Source organism: Aurantiacibacter gilvus (assembly GCF_038289935.1).
GTDB classification, from domain to species: domain Bacteria; phylum Pseudomonadota; class Alphaproteobacteria; order Sphingomonadales; family Sphingomonadaceae; genus Alteraurantiacibacter; species Alteraurantiacibacter gilvus.
The window spans coordinates 1,391,056-1,414,293 of record NZ_JBBYHV010000001.1 but is presented as its reverse complement, the minus strand read 5'-3'; the positions used below and the strand labels follow the sequence as shown (position 1 = coordinate 1,414,293).

Below are 23,238 nucleotides of genomic sequence, written 5' to 3'. Positions count from 1 at the left end.
GACAGCGCCACTCCCGCATCGACAGTCTGGGTTTCGGAATCGCTCATTACCATCTCTTTTCAAAGCGGTTGCGCAGATAGATGGCGAGGCCATTCATCAGCAACAGGAATACCAATAGCACGATAATCGCCGCGCTGGTGCGTTCGACGAAGCCACGGTCGATTTCGTCGGACCACAGGAAGATCTGCATCGGCAGCACCGTGGCGTTGGAAGTGAAATCCTCGGGCGGTGTCGCCACGAAAGCGCGCATGCCGATCAGCAGCAGCGGGGCCGTCTCGCCCAGTGCGCGCGCCATGCCGATGATCGTGCCGGTGAGGATGCCGGGCAGTGCCAGCGGCAGGACATGGTGGAACACCACCTGGATCGGCGAAGCACCGATGGCGAGCGCACCGTCGCGGATCGATGGCGGCACGGCCTTGATCGCGTTGCGCCCGGCGATCACGATTACCGGCATGGTCATCAGTGCCAGCGTCATGCCGCCGATCAATGGGGCAGAGCGATAACCGGGGAAGATCGCCAGGAAAACGGCGAGGCCCAGCAGGCCGAAGATGATCGACGGCACGGCCGCCAGGTTGTTGATCGACACCTCGATCAGGTCGGTCCAGCGGTTCTTGGGGGCGTATTCCTCGAGGTAGAGCGCCGCGAGCACGCCAATCGGGAAAGCCAGGGCAAGGGTAACGATCATCGTCAGGATCGAGCCCTTGAGCGCGCCCCAGATACCCACCAGCTGCGGATCGGTGGCATCGGCACGCTGGAGGAAACCAAAGTCGAACCGGTCTTCCAGCAAGCCTTGGTCAGCAAGCTGTTGTGCCAACGGCTGCAATTCGGCGTTGCCATCGCCGGCATAGGCACTTGCGAGGTTCTCCGACGTCGGCAGCCACAGCTCCACGCGCTGGCTAAGCATTGAAGGATCGGTCGCTATCTGCTGGCCGACGAGACGCCATGCCTCGTTGTTGACGTGTGCTGCGCCTTCCTCACCCAGTGCCTGTTCGGCGCTGAAGGAAATGACTTCGGGCAGGCCTTGCCGTTGCAGGGCCTGCACCACTTCGCGCTCATCCACCGGGTTGGCAGGCACGGTCAGGCCCGCCTGGGTGAAGTCCACCGGCACGGCGAGCTCGGTGCGCTGGAAGCCGCCAAGGCCGCTCACCGTCATGTTGATCAGCAGGAATACCAGCACCGCCACCGAGAACAGGATTGCGCCAAGGCCCAGCACCTTGAAGCGACGCTCGGACGCGTAGCGCTTCTTGAGGCGGGCCTCGAATGCGGGCGTGCGCGTCGGGCGCATGGTTTCGGCCTGGTCACTCATAAGCTTCACGGAATCTCTTGACGACGCGCAGGGCGATGACATTCAGCGCCAGCGTGACGAGGAACAGCACGAAGCCCAGCGCGAAGGCGGCCAGGGTGGCAGCGGAATCGGTGCTGGCCTCGCCAGTAAGGTTGGCGACGATCTGGTAAGTGACCGTGGTCATCGCCTCCAATGGATTGGCAGACAGGCGCGCGGTGGCGCTGGCGGCCATGACAACGATCATGGTTTCACCGATCGCGCGGCTGATGGCCAGCATGATGCCGGCGACGATTCCGGGCAGGGCGGCAGGCACCAGCACCCGCTTGATCGTCTCGTTCTGCGTTGCGCCGAGCGCCAGCGAGCCGTCCTTCATCGCCTGCGGTACGGCAGCGATCGAATCGTCGGCCATCGAAGAGACGAAGGGAATGATCATCACGCCCATCACGAGGCCCGCAGCCAGTGCACTTTCGCTGGACGGGTTCTGCACCCCCAGGGCGATGGCAATGTCGCGAATGGCAGGGGCAATGGTTAGCGCGGCGAAGTAGCCGTAGACCACGGTCGGCACACCGGCGAGCACTTCGAGCGCGGGTTTCAGCCAGGTGCGCACGCGCGGCGCGGCATACTGGTTGAGGTAGATCGCGCTCATCATCCCCAGCGGGATGGCGACGAGCATGGCGATCACCACGCCGATGAAGAAGGTGCCCCAGAACAGCGGCACGGCACCGTAGCGGGCCGGGTCCGGATTGGAATCGTCCGTCATCGGGTTCGGCGCCCAGTTGGTGCCGGTCAGGAAGTCGATGGGATTGACCATGCCGAAGAAGCGGATGGTCTCGAACACCAGGCTGGCGATGATGCCCACCGTGGTGAGGATGGCTACCAGCGAGGCGACCAGCAGTCCGCCGAGAACGGCTTTCTCCACCCGGTTGCGGGCACGGAAATCGGGCTTCAGGCGCAGGAACGCGATAGCCGCGCCCGTGCCAGCGAGCAGCAGGGTGACCACGACACCGATGATACCGTAAAAGCTGCTCGCCCGGCGGAACGGTTCGACCAGGGCATTGGCTGCCGGGTTGGTCACCGTCTGGGCAGCGCCGCTCGCAACCGCCTGTGCCTGGGACAGGATCGTCTCGCGCTGCAGGCCGAAAGGCGGCAGGTCAGCCGCAGCCGGATCTGCCAACACGCTCTGCAATACCAGCGAATCGGAGACCGCAGCCCAGACGATGGCAAACAGCAACGCCGGAGCGGCAATCCACAGCGCGGCGTACCAGCCGTGGTAATTGGGCAATGAGGCAATCCGGTTGTCGCTGGCCGCGCGCCGGAACATTGTGGCGCGCGACCGGGCGACCAGCCAGCCGGCCAGACCGAGTCCCAGGACGAGAAGGAGCAGGGTGCTGGCAGACATGGCGGCGGTTTACGGCTCCTATTCGAAGTCGGCGGCGGTCAGCGGCGTGAAGGCAGTCGCTGCATTGTTGCTGCGGGCCATAACGTCTTCCGGGTTCGGCACAAGACCGACTTCGGTCAACGGACCTGCTGCTCCCCAGTTTGCTGCCCATTCGCCCACGAATTCACGCAGGCCGGGGATGGCGTCGAGATGCGCGTTCTTCACATAGATGAACAGCGGACGGGCGCCGATGTAGTTGAAGCTGGAGATATTTTCGTAGGTCGGTTCCACGCCGTTCACGGTCATGCCGTGGATACGGTCGAGGTTTTCTTCGAGGTAGGAGTAGCCGAACACGCCGATGGCGTCGGCATTGCCTTCGATTTTCTGCACGATCAGGTTGTCCTGCTCGCCCTGCTCGACATAGGCACCGTCGGTGCGGACTTCGGTGCAGATTGCTTCGAATCGCTCTTCGCTTTCTTCCTCGATGGCGGCCATGCTTTCATTGGCTTCGCAGCCCGGCATCAGCACCAGTTCGACCAGCGCGTCACGCGTGCCGGAAGTGGCCGGCGGGCCGTAGACCAGGATCGGCTTGTTGGGCAGCGACGGGTCGAGGTCGCTCCAGCTCGATGCGGTCTGCTCTTCGCCATAGGGGTTGGCAGCAATGGCGCGGTACATGATTTCCGGGGTGATATCGAAGTCGATACCGCCATTGGCGCTGGCAAAGGCAATGCCGTCCATGCCGACCTGGATTTCGGTGACTTCGGTCACGCCGTTGGCTTGGCAGGTTTCGAACTCGCTGGCCTTCATCCGGCGCGAGGCATTGGCCACCGAGGGGGTGTTGGCGCCGTCGCCGCTGCAGAACAGCTGCATGCCGCCGCCGGTGCCGGTCGATTCGATGATCGGCGAAGGCATGCCGGTGTTGCGGGCAAAGCTTTCTGCAACGCGCGTGGCGAAGGGGAAGACGGTGGAGGAACCGACCACGCTGATGGCATCGGGGGCGGAGGTGTTGCTGCCGCTGTTGCCGCAAGCGGCAAGCAGCGCGACGCCGAGCGTCACGGTGGCGGTACGGAAAGTCTTGTTCATGTTGATCCTCATTTGGTTCGGATGCCAGACCGCTAGGTAAACTGTGTGACGGCTTTACGACAAGCTAGGGTCCAAAGCGTGTCCCGGTGTCAGATAAGTCCGGAAGGCCGTCAGATTGCGTAATCAGAAATCGACCTGGGCGCGGATGCCGATGACATCGACCGAGTAGTCCAGGTCACCGCCTGCCGCCGCATGCACCGCGTCGTCGTATTCGAGGCGGGCATAGTTGACCAGGAAGCGGGTGTAGTCGGTGGGTACCCAGACGAGGCTGGCCATGTAGCCGTTCTGCGTGCCGCCGATAATGCCGGCATCGCTGAGGTCGAGGTAGTCGTAGCGAACGTTGACCTGCACCGCGCCCATGCCGCCTTCACCGACCGGGTTGGCCGGGCGCGTGCGGTTCCAGGTGCCGCCGCGATAGCCGCGACTGTCGCCTTCGGTCAGGAACATGCCGGCTTCGACATAGCCGCCGAAGAAGGTCGGGTCCGGCATGGCACCAACCATGCTGGGGCTCTGCCAGAAGCCTTCGGCAACCGCGTGGAACGGGCCGACCACGACGCCAGCTTCCACGCCGGCACCGAATTCGCTGGTGGCGGGGAGGTTGCCGGTATTGATGAAGCGTTCGCCGGTGAAGTGCACCAGCGGGCGCTGGCGATAGCGGACGGTATCGCCTTCGGCCAGGTCGGTGAAGTGGACCGACGCACCAAGGTGCAGCTGGGCGTCGCCCAGTTCGGGCATGAATACGATGCGACCGTCGACGCTGGTGGATTCGCCCGGCAGGTCGCCGATGTTATCGGTGAAGACACCGGCCTGGATCAGCACCGAATCGGTCGGTTCCAACTCGACAGCAACACCCAGGCGGCGTTCGAAGCCGAAGGCATCGGTGAAAGCGGCACGTTCGATGAAGGAGGAGAAGCGGCTGGAGGTCAGCTCTTCCAGCGACTGGAAATTGTTGCGCTGGCCTACGTTCACGGTGAGCGCGCCGTGCTCGTAGCTCAGCAGGGCATCGGTCACATCGACGTCATTGCCGGCGAAGTCGATTTCGAACTTGTAGCCGAAACCGCCCGGGATATCGCCTTCGACGCCGAGGCGGGCACGGCGCATCTCGCTGTTGAAACCGTCATCGCGGCCGGTCGAATCCGGCGCGCTGATAAAGCCCGCGTCTATGTTGAGGCGGCCGCGCGGCTTGAACGACCAGCCACCCGGCCCTTCGATCTCGGGGGCGCCGGCCCACGAAATCTCGGTTCCGTTGGGGGCCGTCACCATCGGTGTGGGGATCGCGGCGATCGCGGCTTCGGTCTGCGCCTGGGCGGCTGCGGCTTGTGCCTCAAGCGCGACCATGTCGGCTGCGCTCTGGGCCTGGTCGGCTTCCAGCTCCGCGACTCGCTGGTTCAGGCGGGCGATCTCGGCGCGCATGGCGGCGAGCTCTTCCATCACGCCGGACATGGAGTCCTGCGCGGTTTCCTGAGCAAAAACAGTACCCGGCGTGAGCGCCGTGGCGGCCAGGAGGGCGGGTGCGAGCAGTTTCTTCATGACAATTCTGTTTCACTTATGTGGCTGCGATGTGCGCCAGCTATGACCACAATGTGACGCTATTGTTACAACCCGCCTGTGCAGGCTGTTCGCGGGTGGACAACTTGTGGAGAAGTCTCAGTTGTCGATCAGGAGCGGGATGCGCACGGTGACGGTCGTGCCTTCGCCCAGCTTGCTGTCGATATCCAGCCGCCCGCGGTGCCGTTCGACAATGTGCTTGACGATGGCGAGGCCAAGTCCGGTGCCTCCGGCAGCGCGGCTGCGCCCCGGATCGGTGCGATAGAAGCGCCGCGTCAGGTGCGGCAGGTGCTCGGGCCCGATGCCTTCGCCATGATCGCGCACGGTAAACACCACCATGTCCCGCTGGCCCTTGGCTAGCGAGACGTCGACGGGACCTTCTCCGCCGTACTTCAATGCATTGTCGACGAGGTTGCGAACCAGCTGTTCAAGCTGCTTGTGATCGCCGCGTACAACCAGCGGTCCGTCGTCGAAGGAGAAGTTCACCCGCTCGAAGCGTTCATGGCCGGCGCCGTCGCGTGCAGCCTGCCGCACCAGCGGTTCCAGCTCCACCGGTTCGCGCGGCTGGTCATGCTTCTCCGCTTCAACGCGGCTCAACGACATCAGGTCGTCGACCAGGTTCTGCAACCGGCGTGCTTCGCGCAGAACGGTGGAATAGAACCGGCTGGCGTGCTTGGGATCGACGTCTTCCCCTTCCTCTGCCAGCGTTTCCATGTAGCCGATGATCGAGGCGAGGGGAGTGCGCAGCTCGTGGCTGGCATTGGCGACGAAGTCGGTATGGGCACGGCTGACATCGGCTTCGGATGTGCGGTTGATCAGTTCGATCAGTGAATAGCGCTCGTCGAGTGGCTGGCAGGTGAGTTGCCAGTTGCTGCGCGGCCCCGTCAGGCCCTGCACGGTAACGCTGCCGCCGCCCGGGCGCGACAGCAGGTCGACAGCTGCCGGATGGCGCAAGGCCACACGGGCATCCTGCCCCAGGATATGGCCGCCAATGGCCTCGCGGGCATTGGCATTGGCCACGATGATGCGGTTGTGATCCAGCATCAGCATGGGCAGGCCCGAATGTTCGATGAGGTCGCGCATGCCGCTGCGCGTCAGCTGTACGCCTTCGCTGGTGTCGGCGCGCCGTTCGGGGGGAGCGGGTTCGACCAGCCAGAACGACAGGATCCAGACGACCACCATGGCCGCCACGGGTCCGACGCTGGAGCCTGAAAGCAACAGGACCACGCCGCAGATAATGGCCAGCACGATTGCGGCGACGGGAGCCTTGATGCCCTTCATGCCAATGCTCATGCGCCAGAATTGTGACGGTTTCTACCTCGCCGGCCGAAACATCCACGCTCGTTTCCGGATTGTCGGTTTGGTGACCCCTACGGGAATCGAACCCGTGTTTCAGCCGTGAGAGGGCCGCGTCCTGACCGCTAGACGAAGGGGCCGTTGCCGGTCGCCCGACCGGGCAATGTGCCATTCATGTGGAAGGCAAATCCATCGCTGGTGACCCCTACGGGAATCGAACCCGTGTTTCAGCCGTGAAAGGGCCGCGTCCTAACCGCTAGACGAAGGGGCCACGCGCGATGGAGCGGCGCAATTAGGGGTGTGCGTGCAATCGGTCAAGCCCACATTTGGCATATTATTGCCCTGCCTGTAATCAGTCGGCCCAGGCAGCATCTTCCAGATGCAATTCGGCCGCGGGGCGAGCGCCCCAATCGTCGATTTTTGCGCGCCCTGCCAGCCACAGGCGGCGGCCCTTGGCGCCGTGGAGGATCGACTGGCCCATTGCGCTGTCAGCCGCGCGGAAGGCGATGGCCTTGAGGCTGCGGCCGTCCTGTCCGGCCGCGATCAGGCGCAAGTGGTCGGTACCGACAATGTCGGCCTTCACCAGGTGCACCGGTCCCACGGCGATTCGCGGACCCGGCCAGCCGACACCATAGGGGCCGGCGGCTTCCAGCGTTTCGACCAGTTCGGGCGTCAGCCCGCCGGGAGCCACGGCGAGGTCGAGCAGCATGGTCTGCGATGCGCTGGCCTTGGCAACGGCGCTGGCCAGCCGGTCATCGAGCCATTCTGCCATGGCATCGAGTTTGCCCGCTTCCACGGTAAGCCCGGCGGCCATGGCATGGCCACCGCCTGCGACCAGCAGGCCCGCCTCGCGCGCGGCGATGATGGCAGCGCCAAGGTCGACGCCTGCGATGGAGCGGCCCGAACCCTTTCCTTGCCCAGTTCCCGAATCGAGCGCGATGACGAGGCTCGGCTTGCCCGACTTTTCCTTGATGCGTCCGGCGACGATACCGATCACGCCGGGATGCCAGCCCTTTCCGGAAAGGCAGATTACCGAGCGGTTGTGCTGGGCGTCCAGCTGCGCTTCGGCCTCTTCCTGCACAGCGGCCTCGATGGCGCGGCGGTCCTCGTTGAGGGAGGACAGCTGTGCCGCGATCTCGCGTGCTTCGTCGGGGTCTTCGGTGGTGAGCAGGCGCACGCCGAGCGTCGCTTCGCCTACGCGTCCGCCAGCATTGATGCGCGGACCCAGGGCAAAGCCGCAATCGCTGCACTTGGGGGCGGCCTTGAGGCGGCTGGCGTCGATCAGCGCGGCCATGCCGGTGTTTTCGCGCTTGGCCATGACCTTCAGGCCCTGCGCCACGAAAGCGCGGTTGAGCCCGCGAATGGCGGCCACGTCAGCCACGGTGCCCAGTGCCACCAGGTCGAGCAGCGAGAGCAGGTCGGGCTCCTTGCGATCAGCAAAATAGCCACGCTCACGCAGGGTGCGCACCACGGCCACGGCCAGCAGGAAAGCTACGCCGACGGCTGCCAGGTGACCGTGCGCAGCGGCGAGGTCGTTCTCGTCGAGCCGGTTGGGGTTCACCAGGGCATAGGTGCGCGGCAGCTCGGGCGAACATTTGTGGTGGTCCACCACGATCACGTCGATCCCCGCGTCGTGCGCCATTCCCAAAGCCTCGTGCGCCATGGCGCCGCAATCGACCGTGACGATCAGGCTGGAGCCTTGCTTGCCTATCTTCAGCAAGGCCTCGCCGCTGGGGCCGTAGCCTTCCAGCAGGCGGTCCGGGATATAGTGCCGCGCGTCATGCCCGAGCATGCGGATCAGGCGAATCATCAGCGCCGAACTGGTGGCTCCATCGACATCGTAGTCGCCATAAATCGTGATCGTCTCGCGCGTCAGCACGGCCTCTGCGATGCGTTCGGCGGCGCGATCCATGTCATTGAACTGCGACGGATCGGGGAGGAAACCGCGCAGGCTGGGCTGGCGGTGGCGATCGAGGTCGTCCGGTTCGACGCCGCGCGACAGCAGCAGCTGGGTGGCTATGTCTTCGGTCAGCGAATGAATGCCGCCTTCCAGCTGCATATTGCCGCCGCGCCATTGCCAGGCCTTGCCGCTCAGCGACTGTTCCACGCCCAAGACTGAAGACCGGGTTGCCATTGTCGTGACCTAGCGCTTTTGCGCACCTCCTCCAACTGGAGAGACATGGCTCTCGACAGATGCGGAGTGTTGCAAGTAATCGGGCGACTTCACGGGGCGCCGAATATGCATATTTGTGCTAGGACTAGACCTTAAATGTCTTTGCCGTCAGAGAAAGCTCTCGACGGACCATAGGGGACAAGGCCTATCGCCAGTGCATTGCGCCTTGAAGACCAGGACTTTGCTTCAGCAGTTTCGCTGCTGTTTGCGCCCGGAAAACGACCTCGCGCGGCGGATATCCGCGCGCTGGCCCGCAAGGCGGGGCAATTCTCCATAAGCCTCGACCCGGCCGCCGATGGCGGCGTGGAGGAAGGCTGGCTGGAACTGCTTGCCAATGGCCTGAGCTTCGATCTTGCTGGTCTCGCGCCGCAAGCGCCGATCGACGTCCCCGGAACGATCCACACTTTCGGCCTGTCAGGTGCGACCAGTATCGCCAGGCACCAGGCGGTACTGATTACACCTGGCCCGCACCTGGCTGCCGGCGGCGCCATGTTTCCTGTGGTGCGCACAATGGCGATGATCGCCGCGCACCTGGCCGAACTGGAGGGGGTCGACGCCGTAGCCTGGCATCCGGCCCGGGCAATGAGCGACGCCGATTACTTCCGGCGCGGCGTATTGCGCTGGATCGAAGGCGGGGCCTTCCCCGGCCTCGGCCTTTCGGCGCTTGTCACAACTCCCGAAGGCGGGCTTGTCAGCGAGGGGCTGAGCCTGTTCACCGGGCAGGAACTGCGCCTTGATCCGGTTGTCGCTGCCGATCGCGCTGAAGGTGCCAAGATCGCCCTGCGATTGCTCAGCTGGCTGGTGGAGAATGGGCGCGTAATCGAACCGCTCGAATTCACCGGACCTTCGGGCGAGACCTTGCGCATCGAAGGGAACGGCAACGGCGCGATTGTCGATGTGCGAAGGGTCGCGCGCTGACAATCGCAGCGGCTTGGGCAAGCTCGGTTTGTGCGCGTCAGTCGCGCCGACGCCTATTGGACGTCGGGCGCAGTCGATTGCAGCTGAACGCCATGGCGGACCAGATCCGGGCTGCTACCGCGCCGGCACCCCAGCCGGTGTCAGAACCGCTGGGTGCCGGCGCCGTGCGCGGCACCGTTGGCGGCTGACAGGATCGCCCGGACGCTGGCCGTCGCCACGTCCTCGTCGATCCCCACGCCCCAGCCGGAGCGGCCATCGGGCAGTGACCATTCGATGTAGGCTGCCGCGCGCGCATCGACACCGCCGCCGAGCGCATGTTCCGAATAGTCGACCACTTCGAAATCGAGGCCGTAGGTCTCGCGGATTGTCGCCAGCACCGAGGAGATCAGGCCCTTGCCGCGGCCGGAGACCTGCTGCGGCACGCCGTCAACTTCGATGGTGCCCGCGAAGACGCGTGAGCCATCGTTCGCGCGGCGCTCTTCATAGTCGACCAGGCGGAAGCGACGCTTCTCCACCTTGAGGTAATAGGTCTGCTTGAAGCACTCCCAGATATCGGCGGCGTTGAGCTCGCGACCCTGGCTGTCGGCCATGAACTGCACGTGCTTGGAGAAGTCTGCCTGCAACTTCTTGGGCAGCTTCAGGCCCTGGTCCTGCTGCAGCACCCAGGCAAAGCCGCCCTTGCCGGACTGCGAGTTGACGCGGATCACCGCTTCGTAGTCGCGGCCAAGGTCTGCCGGGTCGATGGGCAGGTATGGCACCTTCCACTGCTGGTCGTTCTGTTTCTCGTGGGCTTCGAAGCCCTTCTTGATGGCGTCCTGGTGGCTGCCGGAGAAGGCCGTGAACACCAGTTCGCCGCCGTAGGGGTGGCGCTGGTGGACCGGCAGTTCGTTGCAGTATTCGACCGTCTCGATCACCTTGTCGATGTCGGAGAAATCGAGGCCCGGATCGACGCCCTGCGTGTACATGTTGAGTGCGACGGTCACGAGGCAGCAGTTGCCGGTGCGCTCGCCGTTGCCGAACAGGCAGCCTTCGACGCGGTCCGCACCCGCCATCAGGCCGAGTTCGGCCGCAGCGACGCCAGTGCCACGGTCATTGTGCGTGTGCAGCGAGATCACTGCCGCCTCGCGGTTGGGCAGGTTGCGGCAGAAATATTCGATCTGGTCGGCGTAGATGTTGGGCGTTGCCGCCTCCACCGTGGCGGGCAGGTTGAGGATGATCGGCCAGTCCTTGGTCGGACCGACCACCTGCATCACCGCTTCGCAAACCTCGAGACTGAAATCGAGTTCCGCCGTCGAGAAGGTCTCGGGAGAATATTCGAACTGCCACTTGGTGTCGGGACGCTTGGCGGCCTCGTCCACCAGCAGCTGCGCGCCGTTGATGGCGATCTGCTTCACCTCGTCCTTGCTCATGCGAAAGACGATGTCGCGCCAGGCCGGGCTGACGGCGTTGTAGAGGTGGACGATGGCCGAGTGCGCGCCTTCGAGGCTTTCGAAGCTGCGCTTGATCAGGTCTTCGCGCGACTGGGTGAGCACCTGCACCACCACGTCCTCGGGAACGCGTTCGGACTGTACCAGCCAGGAGATGAAATCGAATTCGGTCTGGCCCGCCGCGGGGAAGCCGACTTCGATTTCCTTCACGCCGACTTCCACCAGCAGGTCGAAGAAGCGGGTCTTCTTGGCGCGATCCATCGGATCGATGATCGACTGGTTGCCGTCGCGCAGGTCGGTGCTGAGCCAGCGGGGCGGGGCGGTGATGGTGCGCGAGGGCCACTGCCGGTCAGGCAAGTTGACCTGCGGGAACGGGCGGTACTTGGCCGAGGGATCGGACAACATGGGCATTTCGAAAACAGCCTTTTGCAACTTCGACGCGCACGGCAAGGCCCGGCGCGGATTTATCAACCTTGTGGTGGATCAGCCCTTAGGAGTGGTCCCTGCCGAACGCGCAGGGAAAATGGCACGCCTAAGGGCGTGTAAGTCGCAGCAGGAGTAGGCTGTAGGCCTGCGTCATGCGAAGATACTTAGGGACGATTGGTTAATAGGTCCAGACATGAAAACGGGCGCAGGCCATTTTGGCGCTGCGCCCGCTCTCGTGTGACAGGCAGTTATTCCTGCAGTTCGAAGGCGACGGTGATGTCCAGTTCGACCTCGTCACCAATGCCGAAGGGGATGCCCCAGCCGAAATCCCATTCCGAACGGTTGATCGTCGTGGTGCCGTGGAAGCCGACGGTAGGCTTCTGACTCATCATGTTGGTACCCATGCCCGACAGTTCGGCCTCGATCGTCACCGGCTTGGTAACGCCGTTGAAGGTGAGGTCACCCATGATGTGCGCGGTATCTTCGCCGGTCTGGTGGACGGCAGTCGACACGAAGTGGGCAGCTTCCGGCTCGGGGCCGAAGAAGTCGGGGTTGGTGCCTTCGCCGCCCGGGCGCAGCAGGTGGTCGCGCAAGCCGGCGCTGGCAACCGTCGGGTTGTTCAGCGGGATCATCACGTCGACGGAGGAATTGGCGATGTTGTCCGTATCCAGCACCAGGGTGCCGGTGACGTCGCCGAAGATGCCGAAGTAGTCGTTGAAGCCGAGGTGATCGAGGCGCCAGCCGACCAGCGAGTGGTTCGGATCGGTCGAATAGGTGCCCGAAGCAACCGTGCTGGCATCCATGCCTTCGGCTTCCGGGCCAGCCTGGGCATTGAGCCCGGTGATGCCGACGGTGGCAATTGCAGAAGCAGCCGCGACGGCCAGAATCGTCTTACGCATGTATATTCTCCCAGTGGATTGGTTGGATTGCAGAATGGCGGGGTAGGTTGACAATGTCCACCACTGTTGCGCTACCCGTCCGAAAGGTGGTGCCGGGCTGGCGGCTAGCACCCGGTCCAGACCGAGCGCTCGCGTTCCCGCAAGCCCTGCAAGGTGTATTCGCGCTGCGGAGGCAGAGCGTCACATGGATCGTAGTCGCTGTCCTGCGGCAGGCAGCCTTCGCCGCAAACCTGCCGCGCGATGCCGGCGCGGCCGTCGACGTGCCAGAACCGCCCACCCGGTGTCGAAACATAGCCATCGATGCCGCTCGTCATGTCGCCTTGTACGTCGATGGTGGAGGGCACTTCGCTGTCGTAATCGGGATTGAAGGCCGCGTGGGTGTGCATGGTTGCCCGGGGCAACAGGCTGTGCACATCGAAATAGGCCGCATCGCAACTGGCCTCGTCACCCACCCGCGTGGTGCGTGCGACCAACTCGCCAGCGCTGTTCTCGGCCACGAGGCCGCAGAGCTCGATATCGTGGTCGAAGGATTGCTGCTGCATCTCCGCCAGCCGGGCGCGGGCAAATTCCTGCACCTCGGCTTGCGGGACACTGGCCTCGGTCACGACGCTGCCCAGCGTATCCGACACGCGGTGCAGCACGATGGCGCCCCATGCGAGGCCGCAAATGACAAACAGGATCAGGGTCGGGCGGCCACCGGGCATGATGGCCGCCAGTTTTGCCCTAGTTCTTTTCCTTGTCCACCAGCTTGTTGGCGCTGATCCACGGCATCATGGCGCGCAGCTTGGCACCGGTCTGTTCGATCGGGTGCGCTTCGGCGCGCTTGCGGGCAGCCTTCAGCTCGGGCTGGCCGGCGCGGTTGTCGAGCACGAAGTTCTTCACGAAACGGCCCGACTGGATGTCGTCGAGCACACGCTTCATTTCGGCCTTCGTTTCATCGGTGATGATGCGCGGACCGGTGGTGATGTCGCCGTATTCGGCGGTGTTGCTGATCGAGTAGCGCATGTTGGCGATGCCGCCTTCGTAGAGCAGGTCGACGATCAGCTTGGTCTCGTGCAGGCACTCGAAATAGGCCATTTCCGGCGCGTAACCGGCTTCGGTCAGCGTTTCGAAACCGGCTTGGATCAGGTGGGTGATGCCGCCGCAGAGCACGGCCTGCTCGCCGAACAGGTCTGTCTCGCATTCTTCGCGGAAGTTGGTCTCGATCACGCCCGAACGACCGCCGCCGACACCCGATGCATAGGCGAGGGCGATATCGTGGGCGTTACCGCTGGCATCCTGGTGGACGGCGATCAGGCAAGGCACGCCGCCGCCGCGCTGGTATTCGCTGCGCACGGTATGGCCGGGGCCCTTGGGCGCGATCATGATGACGTCGATATCGTCGGGCGCTTCGATCAGGCCGAAGTGGATGTTGAGGCCGTGGGCGAAGGCGAGGGCGGCACCCTTCTTCATGTTGCCCTTGAGGTCGTTCTCCCAGATCGCGGCCTGGTGTTCGTCGGGCGCGAGGATCATGAGGATATCGGCCTGTTCGGCTGCCTGCTTGTTGCTCAACACCTCGAAACCGGCAGCTTCGGCCTTCTTCGCCGTGGCCGAGCCTTCGCGCAGGGCGATGGCGACGTTCTTCACGCCCGAATCGCGCAGGTTCTGTGCGTGGGCGTGGCCCTGGCTGCCATAGCCGAGCACGACAATCTTCTTGTCGGTGATCAGGTTCAGGTCGGCATCGGCGTCGTAGTAAACTTTCATTTCAATCCCTCTTGAGCCCCGTCGGTACCGCTGGGGCGCTCTCATGTTGCAAATCGTGGTGTGACCGTAGTCCCCGCGCATATCGGGGGCCACGAAAAATTCCTATCCGGTGGTCAAGACCCCTCGCTGCCGCGCATCATTCCGACGACGCCCGAACGGCCGACTTCGACCAGGCCAAGGCCACGCATCAAGGCGACGAAATTGTCGATCTTGTCGGACGCACCGGTCAGTTCGAACACGAAACTTTCTGTGGTGGTGTCGACTACGCTGGCGCGGAACACGTCGGCGATGCGCAAGGCCTCGACGCGGTGCTCGCCCGTGCCCTTTACCTTCACCAGCGCCAGTTCGCGCTCGACATGCGGGCCTTCCTCGGAAAGGTCGACCACGCGATGGACGGGCACCAGCCGGTCCAGCTGGGCCATGATCTGGTCGATCACCGGCGGCGGGCCACCCGTGACGATAGTGATGCGACTGACGGCATGGTCTTCCGAGATATCGGCCACGGTCAGGCTGTCGATGTTGTAGCCGCGCGCGGTAAACAGGCCGGTGATCTTGGCCAGGATGCCGGGTTCGTTGTCGACGATCACGGTCAGAACGTGACGTTCGTGGTGGCGATGCTGGATCTTCATCACACGAGGGCCTTCGCTTCGTCGTCCATCGTGCCGCCAACCATGTCGCCATAGAGCAGCATCTCGGTATGCGCAGCTCCCGAGGGGATCATAGGGAAGCAATTGGCGTCCTTGGACACCTGGCAATCGACCATGACGGGGCCATCATGCTCCAGCATGGCGCGGATGCCGTCTTCAAGCTCGCTTTCATCGTGGATACGGATGCCTTTCCAGCCATAGGCCTCGGCGACCTTCACGAAGTCTGGCAGGCTGTCCGAATAGCTATTCGAATAGCGGCTCTCATAGGTCAGTTCCTGCCACTGGCGGACCATGCCCATGTATTCGTTGTTGAGGATGAACACCTTGACCGGCAGGCGGTACTGGCTCGCCGTGCCGAGTTCCTGGATGTTCATTTGGATCGAGGCTTCACCGGCAATGTCGATCACCAGGTCGTCCGGGTTGCCCAGTTGCGCACCGATGGCGGCGGGTAGGCCGTAGCCCATGGTACCGAGCCCGCCGCTGGTCAGCCAGCGGTTGGGACTGAAGAAGCCGAAGTACTGCGCCGCCCACATCTGGTGCTGCCCGACTTCGGTGGTGATGATGGGCGAGCGCTCGCGGGTCATGGCGAAAAGCGTTTCGACTGCCTTTTGCGGCATCAGCGATTCGCTGCGGTCGGGATAGGCGAGGCTGTCGCGCGCGCGCCACCCGGCGATGCGCGCCTTCCACTCGCCAAGGTCCGCACTCTTGCGATCACCCCAGCAGGCGATCAGCTGTTCCAGCACGCTGCCGCAGTCACCGACGATGCCGAGGTCAACCGGTACGATCTTGTTGATCGACGATCGGTCGATATCGATGTGGATCTTTTTCGAACCGGGCGCGAAGGCGTCGAGCCGGCCGGTCACCCGGTCATCGAAACGCGCGCCGATGCACACCATCACGTCACACTGGTTCATCGCCATGTTGGCTTCGTAGGTGCCGTGCATGCCCAGCATGCCCAGCCAGTCCGGGTGATCGGACGGGAAGGAGCCGAGGCCCATCAACGTCGAAGTCAGCGGTGCGCCAGTCATCTGCTGGAACTGGCGGAGCAGTTCGCTCGCCTGCGGTCCCGCGTTGATCACCCCGCCGCCGGTGTAGAAAATCGGGCGCTCGGCATGGGCGATCATCTCGATCGCCTCGGCGATCTCGTCGGCCGCGCCAACCATGCGCGGATGGTAGCGCTTGCGCCGGTTGGCCGCGCCTTCGGGCAGAGTGGCCGTGGCGATCTGGACGTTCTTGGGAATGTCGACCACGACCGGGCCGGGACGACCGGAGGAAGCGATCTCGAAGGCTTCCTCGATGGTCGCGGCGAGCTCTTCCGGGTCCTTCACCAGGTAATTGTGCTTCGAACAGTGGCGCGTCAGGCCCACCGTGTCAGCTTCCTGGAAGGCGTCGGTGCCGATCAGGTTGGTCGGCACCTGGCCGGTGATGACCACCATGGGAATGGAATCGAGGAAGGCGTCGGCGATGCCGGTGATGGCATTGGTCGCGCCGGGGCCGGAGGTAACCAGCACCACGCCGGGCTTGCCGGTGGAGCGGGCATAGCCTTCCGCCGCGTGCGCTGCGCCAGCCTCGTGCCGCACGAGAATGTGGCGGATCCGCTCGTCGGAGAAGAGTTCGTCGTAAATGGGCAGCACGGCACCGCCGGGATAGCCGAATACGAATTCGACACCCTGCCGCACCAGGCTTTCGACCAGTATCGCAGCGCCGCTGCGTTCTTCCGACACTTCGTCCTCCTAAAACTACCTGCCTACGCAAATTTCCGGTGCCTCTGGGGAAAAAGACAGCCCGACGCAATCGCTTGCGCCGGGCTCCCATCTCCTCATCTCACCGAGGGCGCAATATGAGACAGAATATAACCTGTCAACCGCTAATTTGAGAATAATATATCAAATTGAGGTCGAATTTGGATATTTTCAGGCTCCCTGCGCGGCCACTCCGCCGGCAACTGGTTGCGCAGCCAGGTATATTGCCGCTTGGCATATTGCCGCGTGGCCAGTTGTCCCGCTTCGACTGCTTCCGCGCGCGTCCATTCGCCGCGCAGGATCGCGGCGACCTGCGGCACGCCGATGGCGCGCATGACGGGCAAGGTGTCAGGAAGGCAGCGCGCCAGCAGTGCCTCGACTTCTTCCACCGCGCCATTGTCCATCATCTGCGCGAAGCGTTTGTCGCAGCGGGCATTGAGCCAGTCGCGGTCCGGCAGGATCACCAGCGGGGCGAGGGTGATGCTGTCCGCGATTCCGCCTTCCTTGTGCTGCTGCCAGTCCCCGAGCGTGCGCCCTGTCGAACGGATCACCTCCAGCGCGCGGGCGATCCGCTGGCTGTCTGCTGGCTTGAGCATGGCGGCGCGCACCGGGTCTTCGGCCTGCAGGGCGGCATAGGCTTGCTCGACCGGCATGGCGCGCACCGCTTCGCGGACCTCGGCGTCGATTTCGGGAACCGGGGCAATGCCTTCCAGCAGGGTGCGGATATAGAGGCCGGTCCCGCCCACGAGGATGGGTACCTGTCCCGCGGCATGCGCCTCGGCAATCTCGTGTTTGGCGGCAGCGGCCCAGTCGACTGCCGAGCAGGCTTCTGCGCCGTCCCATGTCCCGAACAGGCGGTGCCGTATGCCGCCCATCTCCTCTTCGCTCGGGCGGGCGCTGAGCACCTGCAGGTCGGCATAGACCTGCGCGCTGTCGGCATTGATCACCACGCTTTCGCGGCCAGCTTCTCGCAGCGCCAAAGCGAGCCGCACCGCGAGATCGCTCTTGCCGCTGGCGGTCGGCCCTGCAATGAGCGCCACCGGTTTCAGAACAGGAGTTGCAGACTTGCTCATCGTCCGGCTGATAGCAGACCCGGCCTCGCTGGAAAGGCGGGTGGAGGCATTGATGGCCGCGCTGGCGGACAGCGCCACGCCCATTGCCCATGCGGCCATGCTCGACTTCTGCGGCGACGTTCTGCAGCTGGAAAGCCCGGGCGACGATCTCGCTGGCTTGCAGGCAGCAATCCGCCGGCACTTCGATGACTGCGACGCGATCATCGCGCGCAATGTGATCACCTTGCCGCAGCTGTTCGTCTCCGACATGGATTCGACCATGATCGGCCAGGAATGCATCGACGAACTGGCTGACTTCGCGGGCCTGAAGGAAAAGGTCGCTGCCATCACCGAGCGCGCCATGCAGGGCGAACTCGACTTCGAGTCTGCACTGCGCGAGCGCGTCGGGCTGCTCGAAGGTCTGGACGAAGACGCAATCTACCGCTGCCTCGACGAACGCATCCGCCCGACCGAGGGCGCGAAGGTGCTGGTCGAGACGCTGCGCGCCAGGGGTTGCCGCTCTGTGCTGGTAACCGGCGGCTTCCATCACTTCGCTGACGTTGTCGCCACCATGCTGGGTTTCGACCGCGTGGTGGGCAACCGGCTGGAAGTGGTCGGCGGCAAGCTCACCGGCGGACTCGACGGCCCGATCGCCGACAGCTCCACCAAGCTCGCCGTATTGCGCGAGGAAATGGCCAAGCTGGGTGAGGAAGCCGTGAGCATGGGCGCTGGCGACGGTGCCAATGACATCCCCATGCTGGAGGCTGCCAACTACGGGATCGCCTACCGCGCGAAGCCCAAGGCGCGCGAAGCGGCCAATGGCTGGGTCGAACGCGGTGACCTGACGGCGCTGCTCAAGCTGCTCGAAATTCCCGAAACGGAGTGGGTGGGGGCCTAGGACAGCCGGCCCCTGCGACGCTTGGCGCGCCGCCAGGCGGCCAGCTTTGACAGCGCAGCCGCGATGCCGACGACGAAATAGGGATCGGTGAGCGGGCTTTGCGCCGGCCATTCGCCATGGATCACGGCGAGGTAGTCGCTGATCACGAAGACCACCCAGAATCCCCACATGCCGGTCCGATGGAGCACCTTCCACCAGCGGCCCATGCGTTTGCGGGCAGTATCGGTCGAGGTCAGCACCATCGCCAGCAGCAGCAGGTAGAGGTAGAATCCCGGATCGCCCGGTCCGGTCGGCGGGAAATTGTCGCGCAGCCACTGGTTCACCAGCAGGCAGGCGAGGTGCATGCCGAAGGCGGCAGCGAATCCAAGTCCCCACCACCGGCGGTTGCGCATGAGCGCCCTGGTCCAGCCAGTGGGATAGAGTCGAACCAGCGCCGAGGCGATGAAGGGGATCAGGAACAGCGGGAACGAGGCGCGCGCCGTCCACCGAGCAGCCAGTTGCCATTGCTCAAGCGTGTCGGTGCCTGTGAGCAGGCCCGCGACCATCGCTGCCACGCTCGTCAGTAGTCCGAGCACAATAGGCCAAGTCTTGTTCATGGAATGCCCCTTTCCCCGGGGCATGCCTAGAGCCAGCTGGAAATCTGCTCCAGCGGTTTCTTCTTGAGCGCGTGCTCGGGCACTGTCGCATCAGCGGCAGGGTGGCCCACAACCACGATCATCAGCGGCTTTTCGTTGCTGGGCCTGCCGCACAGGTCGCGCAGGAAGCCCATGGGGCTCGGCGTGTGTGTAAGTGTGGCGAGACCCGCCTCGTGGAGCGTCGAAATCAGCATGCCGCAGGCGATGCCGACGCTTTCGTTGACGTAATAGTTCTGCGTCTGCCCGTCTTCCTCGATCCCGCCCGTGCGCTGGGCGAAGCAGGCGATCAGCCACGGGGCCGTTTCGAGGAAGGGCTTGGAGGCATCGGTGCCGATAGGGGCCAGGGCACCCAGCCATTCCTCGCTCGCCTTGGGCTTGTCGCCATCTTCGCCGTAAAAGCGGCGTTCTTCGGCCTCGGCGGCCTCGCGGATGGCGCGTTTCTTGTCTGCCGAACCGATGACGGCGAAGTGCCATGGCTGGTGGTTGGCACCGTTCGGAGCCGAACCGGCAGCGCGGATGGCATATTCGATCACCTCGCGCGGGACGGGCGCATCGGAGAAGGCGCGGCACGAATGGCGGGTGTGCAGGCGCTCGAAAGCGGCGCGGGCGCGCTCCACACGTTCCTTGTCGGTGTAGTGGGGCAGTGGCGGGAAGGCCTGGTGCGCCTCGCTCATCGCAGATCCTTGCGGATCACGAGCTTGAGGCCGGACCAGGTGTCATCCACCGAGCATACCTTGGTGTCGACCAGCCCCAGGGGCAGGCAGACTTCGCGGATGGCATCTTCGGTAATGTCGGTTTCGACCTTGGCGGCCATCTTGGGCCAGCTGACCCAGACCTGGCCATCGGGTGCAATCGTTTCGCGCAACATCGCCAGCAAGTTCGCCAGCCGCGCGCGTTCGGTTACAAATATGTGCGCCCCGTCCATCCCCGGCTCGGGCGCGCCGAGCAGGGTAATGTCGAGTGCATATTCGGCGATCTCCTCGAACACGCCTTCCGGCATCTGGCTGAACCAGACGCGCTGCCCGTCGCGCAGGTTGAGCTTCTTGGCGAGCGGGGTGCCGGAATATGCGCCGGAGGGCATCAGCCCTCCATCCAGTCCTTGAAGAAGCTCTCGTGAGCCTTGCGCAGGTCCGTGATCGACACGCCCAGCAGGCTGTCGCCGCCGGTGGTGCCTAGGCGGCGGAAGCCGACGCGGGCGGTGTCTTCGTCGCGGGTGCCTTCGGCCAGCTGGCGGTTGAAGGCTTCCACGTCCGGCACGGAGATCAGGTAGCGGCCCTGGTCTTCGCCGAACCACCATGCGGCGGCCGTGTACTGCGGATTTGCCTCGACCTCGGCACCGATGCCGCTGGCCATGGCCATTTCCGCGAGTGCCACGGCGATACCGCCGTCCGACACGTCGTGCACCGCGCTGACGAGGCCCGCCGCGATCAGTTCACGCACGGTTTCACCCGCGTACTTCTCCAGCGTCAGGTCGACGGGCGGGGCGCGGCCTTCGTCGCGCCCATGCACGACGTCGAGCCACAGCGACTTGCCGAGGTGCGAGCGTTCCGGATCGGGCGTGGCCCAGGCTTCGGCACCGACCAGGTAGATCGTCTCGCCAGCCGCCTTGAACGGCATTGTCATCATCGTGTCATAGTCGTCAATGATACCGACACCACCGATGGCGGGTGTTGGAAGGATCGCAGACCCGCCACCGGTAGCCTTGCTTTCGTTGTAGAGCGACACGTTGCCCGACACGATCGGGAAGTCGAGCACGCGGCAGGCCGTGCCCATGCCGTCCAGCGCGTGGACTAACTGCGCCATGATTTCGGGCCGCTGCGGATTTGCGAAGTTGAGGCAGTTGGTCACCGCCAGCGGCCGGGCGCCCACGGCGCAAAGATTGCGGTAGGCCTCGGCAATCGCCTGCTTGCCGCCCTCGTAGGGGTCGGCATAGACGTAGCGCGGCGTGCAGTCGGTGCTGATCGCCAACGCCTTCTTGGTGCCGTGCACGCGCACCACACCGGCATCGCCTCCGATCTGCAGCGTATCGGCTCCCACTTGGCTGTCGTACTGCTGCGCGATCCAGCTCTTGCTGGCGAGGTTGGGGCTGGCCAGCAGCTTCAGCAGGTCGCCGCCGACATCGTCGGTATCCGGTCGGTTCTGCATCGGCGTGATGCCGGCCCACTTGGTGTATTCCTCGCGCGACAGGTGCGGACGATCGTAGAGCGGAGCGTCAGCCGCGAGCGGGCCGAGCGGAATGTCGCAAACCACCTCGCCGCCGAATTCCAGCACCATGTGGCGCGTATCGGTGACTTCGCCGATAACCGCGAAGTCCAACTCCCACTTCTCGAAGATGGCCGCTGCCATCTCTTCCTTGCCGGGTTTGAGCACCATGAGCATGCGCTCCTGGCTCTCGCTCAGCATCATTTCGTACGGTGTCATGCCCTCTTCGCGGCAAGGCACCTTGTCCATGTCGAGACGGATGCCGGCCTTGCCATTGGTGGCCATTTCCACGCTGGACGAGGTCAGGCCCGCTGCGCCCATGTCCTGGATGGCGACGATGGCGTCGGTGGCCATCAGTTCGAGGCAGGCCTCGATCAGCAGTTTTTCGGTGAAGGGGTCGCCCACCTGCACCGTGGGGCGCTTGGCTTCGGCATCTTCGGCGAAATCGGCGCTGGCCATGGTCGCGCCGTGGATGCCGTCGCGGCCGGTCTTGGAGCCGACATAGACGATCGGGTTACCCACGCCGGTGGCGGCCGAGTAGAAGATCTTGTCAGCATCGGCGACGCCCACGGTCATGGCGTTGACCAGGATGTTGCCGTCGTAGGCCGCGTTGAAGTTGGTCTCGCCCGCCACGGTCGGCACGCCGACGCAGTTGCCGTAGCCGCCGATGCCCGCGACCACGCCTTGCACCAGGTGCTTCATCTTCGGGTGGTCCGGACGGCCGAAGCGCAGTGCGTTCGCGTTCGCCACCGGGCGCGCGCCCATGGTGAAGACGTCGCGCAGGATACCGCCGACGCCGGTCGCCGCGCCCTGGTAGGGCTCGATATACGACGGGTGGTTGTGGCTCTCCATCTTGAAAATGGCGGCCTGGCCGTCGCCAATGTCGATTACGCCCGCGTTCTCGCCCGGTCCGCAAATTACCCACGGGGCTTCGGTCGGCAGCTTCTTCAGGTGCAGCCGGCTCGACTTGTAAGAGCAGTGCTCCGACCACATGACCGAGAAGATGCCCAGTTCCACCAGGTTGGGCTCGCGACCCAGCGCGTGGAGGACGCGTTCGTATTCCTCGGTGCTCAGGCCGTGTTGTTCGACAATTTCAGGGGTGATTTCGCTCATGGCGAGCGCCTTAGCGAGGAGGGCGTTTCCCCGCTAGTCCTGACCGCGTCAATTTCCCCTTATGCGGTGAGTTTCAGCGTCACCCATGTGGAAACCCCTGCGGCAACCGCCGTGGCGAACATGCCCCAGGCGATGTCGGCAATGCTGATATGAGTTGCCCAGACCTTCATCACCGCCTGGCTGGTGAGGTCGAAGGTGGCGTAGCACAGCCCGCCCAGCAGCGCGCCGTTGAGCAGGGCGGTGGACACGCTGCCCGAGGTCACGCCCGGCTTCACTGCGAACCACACCATCCCGGCGATGTAGATGACATAGAAGGCCGCCGCTGCGCCCATCCGGAATTCTTCCGCCATGATGCTGCCGATGACGGGGCGATAGAGGTTGTCTGCTGCCCAGCGCAGCCACACGGCATCCAGCGCGCCGAAGGCGACGGCCGCAGCAATATAGGCGATAATCCACTTCATAGGGCCTCTCCCGGCTATAGCGCAGCTTGACCCTGCGCCCTGCCACCGTCAATGGTCCCGCCCATGGCAGACAACGGCCCCGATATTTCCGCAATGAGCTTTGAAGAGGCGCTCAGGAGCCTCGAAGACGTGGTGCGCAGGCTGGAAGGTGGCGACGTGCCGCTGGACGAGAGCATCGCGCTTTACGAACGCGGCGAGGCACTGCGGCGTCATTGCCAGGCACGGCTCGACGCCGCGCAGGAGCGGATCGAGAAGATCGTCGCCGGTCCTGACGGCAAACCACAGGGCACTGCGCCCTTCGACGCAGGGTAG

General features: G+C 64.3%; 21 protein-coding genes and 2 tRNA genes. 3 read left to right on the top strand and 20 right to left on the bottom strand.

The annotated features are described in order from the left end of the window. Positions 1-46: 46 nt before the first annotated feature. The 8 genes from pstA to recJ form a co-directional block, all read right to left on the bottom strand. Positions 47-1,306, bottom strand: coding sequence for a phosphate ABC transporter permease PstA (pstA, locus tag AAEO60_RS06955; protein ID WP_341672925.1), 1,260 nt, complete (start codon positions 1,304-1,306; stop codon positions 47-49). Next, positions 1,299-2,684, bottom strand: a complete 1,386-nt coding sequence (gene pstC / locus AAEO60_RS06950; RefSeq protein WP_341672924.1) for a phosphate ABC transporter permease subunit PstC — start codon at positions 2,682-2,684, stop codon at positions 1,299-1,301. The genes pstA and pstC overlap by 8 nt, the downstream gene beginning before the upstream one ends. A gap of 18 nt (positions 2,685-2,702) precedes the next feature. Continuing rightward, positions 2,703-3,746, bottom strand: a complete 1,044-nt coding sequence (locus AAEO60_RS06945; RefSeq protein WP_341672923.1) for a substrate-binding domain-containing protein — start codon at positions 3,744-3,746, stop codon at positions 2,703-2,705. A gap of 123 nt (positions 3,747-3,869) precedes the next feature. Then, positions 3,870-5,276, bottom strand: a complete 1,407-nt coding sequence (locus tag AAEO60_RS06940; RefSeq protein ID WP_341672922.1) for an OprO/OprP family phosphate-selective porin — start codon at positions 5,274-5,276, stop codon at positions 3,870-3,872. 117 nt (positions 5,277-5,393) lie between these two features. After that, positions 5,394-6,575, bottom strand: coding sequence for an ATP-binding protein (locus AAEO60_RS06935; protein WP_341672921.1), 1,182 nt, complete (start codon positions 6,573-6,575; stop codon positions 5,394-5,396). 80 nt (positions 6,576-6,655) lie between these two features. Further along, a tRNA-Glu gene (locus AAEO60_RS06930) sits at positions 6,656-6,730 on the bottom strand. A 56-nt stretch (positions 6,731-6,786) separates the two neighbouring features. Beyond that, a tRNA-Glu gene (locus tag AAEO60_RS06925) sits at positions 6,787-6,861 on the bottom strand. 81 nt (positions 6,862-6,942) lie between these two features. Beyond that, positions 6,943-8,724 carry a single-stranded-DNA-specific exonuclease RecJ gene (recJ, locus tag AAEO60_RS06920; protein WP_341672920.1) on the bottom strand — a complete coding sequence of 594 codons (1,782 nt, stop codon included), beginning with the start codon at positions 8,722-8,724 and terminating at the stop codon, positions 6,943-6,945. Positions 8,725-8,922: 198 nt separating this feature from the next. On the opposite strand from recJ, the gene AAEO60_RS06915 reads away from it, so the two are divergent. Beyond that, the gene (locus tag AAEO60_RS06915) at positions 8,923-9,681 is read left to right on the top strand and encodes a hypothetical protein (protein WP_341672919.1); all 759 of its coding nucleotides are present in this window, start codon (positions 8,923-8,925) and stop codon (positions 9,679-9,681) included. A 140-nt stretch (positions 9,682-9,821) separates the two neighbouring features. On the opposite strand, the gene leuA is transcribed toward AAEO60_RS06915, so the two are convergent. The 7 genes from leuA to miaA form a co-directional block, all read right to left on the bottom strand. Next, positions 9,822-11,519: a 2-isopropylmalate synthase gene (gene leuA / locus AAEO60_RS06910; RefSeq protein ID WP_341672918.1), complete on the bottom strand. Its 1,698-nt coding sequence runs from the start codon at positions 11,517-11,519 to the stop codon at positions 9,822-9,824. Positions 11,520-11,782: 263 nt separating this feature from the next. Then, positions 11,783-12,433 (bottom strand): YceI family protein, encoded by a 651-nt coding sequence (locus AAEO60_RS06905; RefSeq protein WP_341672917.1) that lies wholly within the window; start codon positions 12,431-12,433, stop codon positions 11,783-11,785. 104 nt (positions 12,434-12,537) lie between these two features. Further along, positions 12,538-13,137, bottom strand: coding sequence for a DUF4329 domain-containing protein (locus AAEO60_RS06900; RefSeq protein WP_341672916.1), 600 nt, complete (start codon positions 13,135-13,137; stop codon positions 12,538-12,540). 19 nt (positions 13,138-13,156) lie between these two features. Then, positions 13,157-14,176: a ketol-acid reductoisomerase gene (gene ilvC / locus AAEO60_RS06895; protein ID WP_341672915.1), complete on the bottom strand. Its 1,020-nt coding sequence runs from the start codon at positions 14,174-14,176 to the stop codon at positions 13,157-13,159. A 113-nt stretch (positions 14,177-14,289) separates the two neighbouring features. Beyond that, positions 14,290-14,805: an acetolactate synthase small subunit gene (ilvN, locus tag AAEO60_RS06890; RefSeq protein ID WP_341672914.1), complete on the bottom strand. Its 516-nt coding sequence runs from the start codon at positions 14,803-14,805 to the stop codon at positions 14,290-14,292. Further along, positions 14,805-16,547: a biosynthetic-type acetolactate synthase large subunit gene (gene ilvB / locus AAEO60_RS06885; protein ID WP_341672913.1), complete on the bottom strand. Its 1,743-nt coding sequence runs from the start codon at positions 16,545-16,547 to the stop codon at positions 14,805-14,807. Before ilvB ends, ilvN begins: the two co-directional genes overlap by 1 nt. A 143-nt stretch (positions 16,548-16,690) precedes the next feature. After that, on the bottom strand, positions 16,691-17,638 hold the full coding sequence (gene miaA, locus AAEO60_RS06880; protein WP_341673555.1) for a tRNA (adenosine(37)-N6)-dimethylallyltransferase MiaA: 948 nt from the start codon (positions 17,636-17,638) through the stop codon (positions 16,691-16,693). Positions 17,639-17,690: 52 nt separating this feature from the next. On the opposite strand from miaA, the gene serB reads away from it, so the two are divergent. Continuing rightward, positions 17,691-18,515 carry a phosphoserine phosphatase SerB gene (gene serB, locus AAEO60_RS06875; protein WP_341672912.1) on the top strand — a complete coding sequence of 275 codons (825 nt, stop codon included), beginning with the start codon at positions 17,691-17,693 and terminating at the stop codon, positions 18,513-18,515. On the opposite strand, the gene AAEO60_RS06870 is transcribed toward serB, so the two are convergent. From AAEO60_RS06870 to AAEO60_RS06850, 5 genes are read right to left on the bottom strand one after another with little or no spacing between them, the layout of a single operon-like run. Further along, a complete protein-coding gene (locus AAEO60_RS06870) occupies positions 18,512-19,111 on the bottom strand; it encodes a ferric reductase-like transmembrane domain-containing protein (RefSeq protein WP_341672911.1) in 600 nt (199 codons plus the stop codon). The genes serB and AAEO60_RS06870 overlap by 4 nt on opposite strands. A gap of 26 nt (positions 19,112-19,137) precedes the next feature. Further along, positions 19,138-19,824 (bottom strand): nitroreductase family protein, encoded by a 687-nt coding sequence (locus AAEO60_RS06865; RefSeq protein ID WP_341672910.1) that lies wholly within the window; start codon positions 19,822-19,824, stop codon positions 19,138-19,140. Further along, positions 19,821-20,231: a hypothetical protein gene (locus AAEO60_RS06860; protein WP_341672909.1), complete on the bottom strand. Its 411-nt coding sequence runs from the start codon at positions 20,229-20,231 to the stop codon at positions 19,821-19,823. Before AAEO60_RS06860 ends, AAEO60_RS06865 begins: the two co-directional genes overlap by 4 nt. After that, positions 20,231-22,465, bottom strand: a complete 2,235-nt coding sequence (purL, locus tag AAEO60_RS06855) for a phosphoribosylformylglycinamidine synthase subunit PurL (protein ID WP_341672908.1) — start codon at positions 22,463-22,465, stop codon at positions 20,231-20,233. The genes AAEO60_RS06860 and purL overlap by 1 nt, the downstream gene beginning before the upstream one ends. 59 nt (positions 22,466-22,524) lie before the next feature. After that, positions 22,525-22,926, bottom strand: a complete 402-nt coding sequence (locus AAEO60_RS06850) for a DUF2177 family protein (RefSeq protein WP_341672907.1) — start codon at positions 22,924-22,926, stop codon at positions 22,525-22,527. 63 nt (positions 22,927-22,989) lie between these two features. On the opposite strand from AAEO60_RS06850, the gene AAEO60_RS06845 reads away from it, so the two are divergent. Further along, a complete protein-coding gene (locus AAEO60_RS06845; protein ID WP_341672906.1) occupies positions 22,990-23,238 on the top strand; it encodes an exodeoxyribonuclease VII small subunit in 249 nt (82 codons plus the stop codon).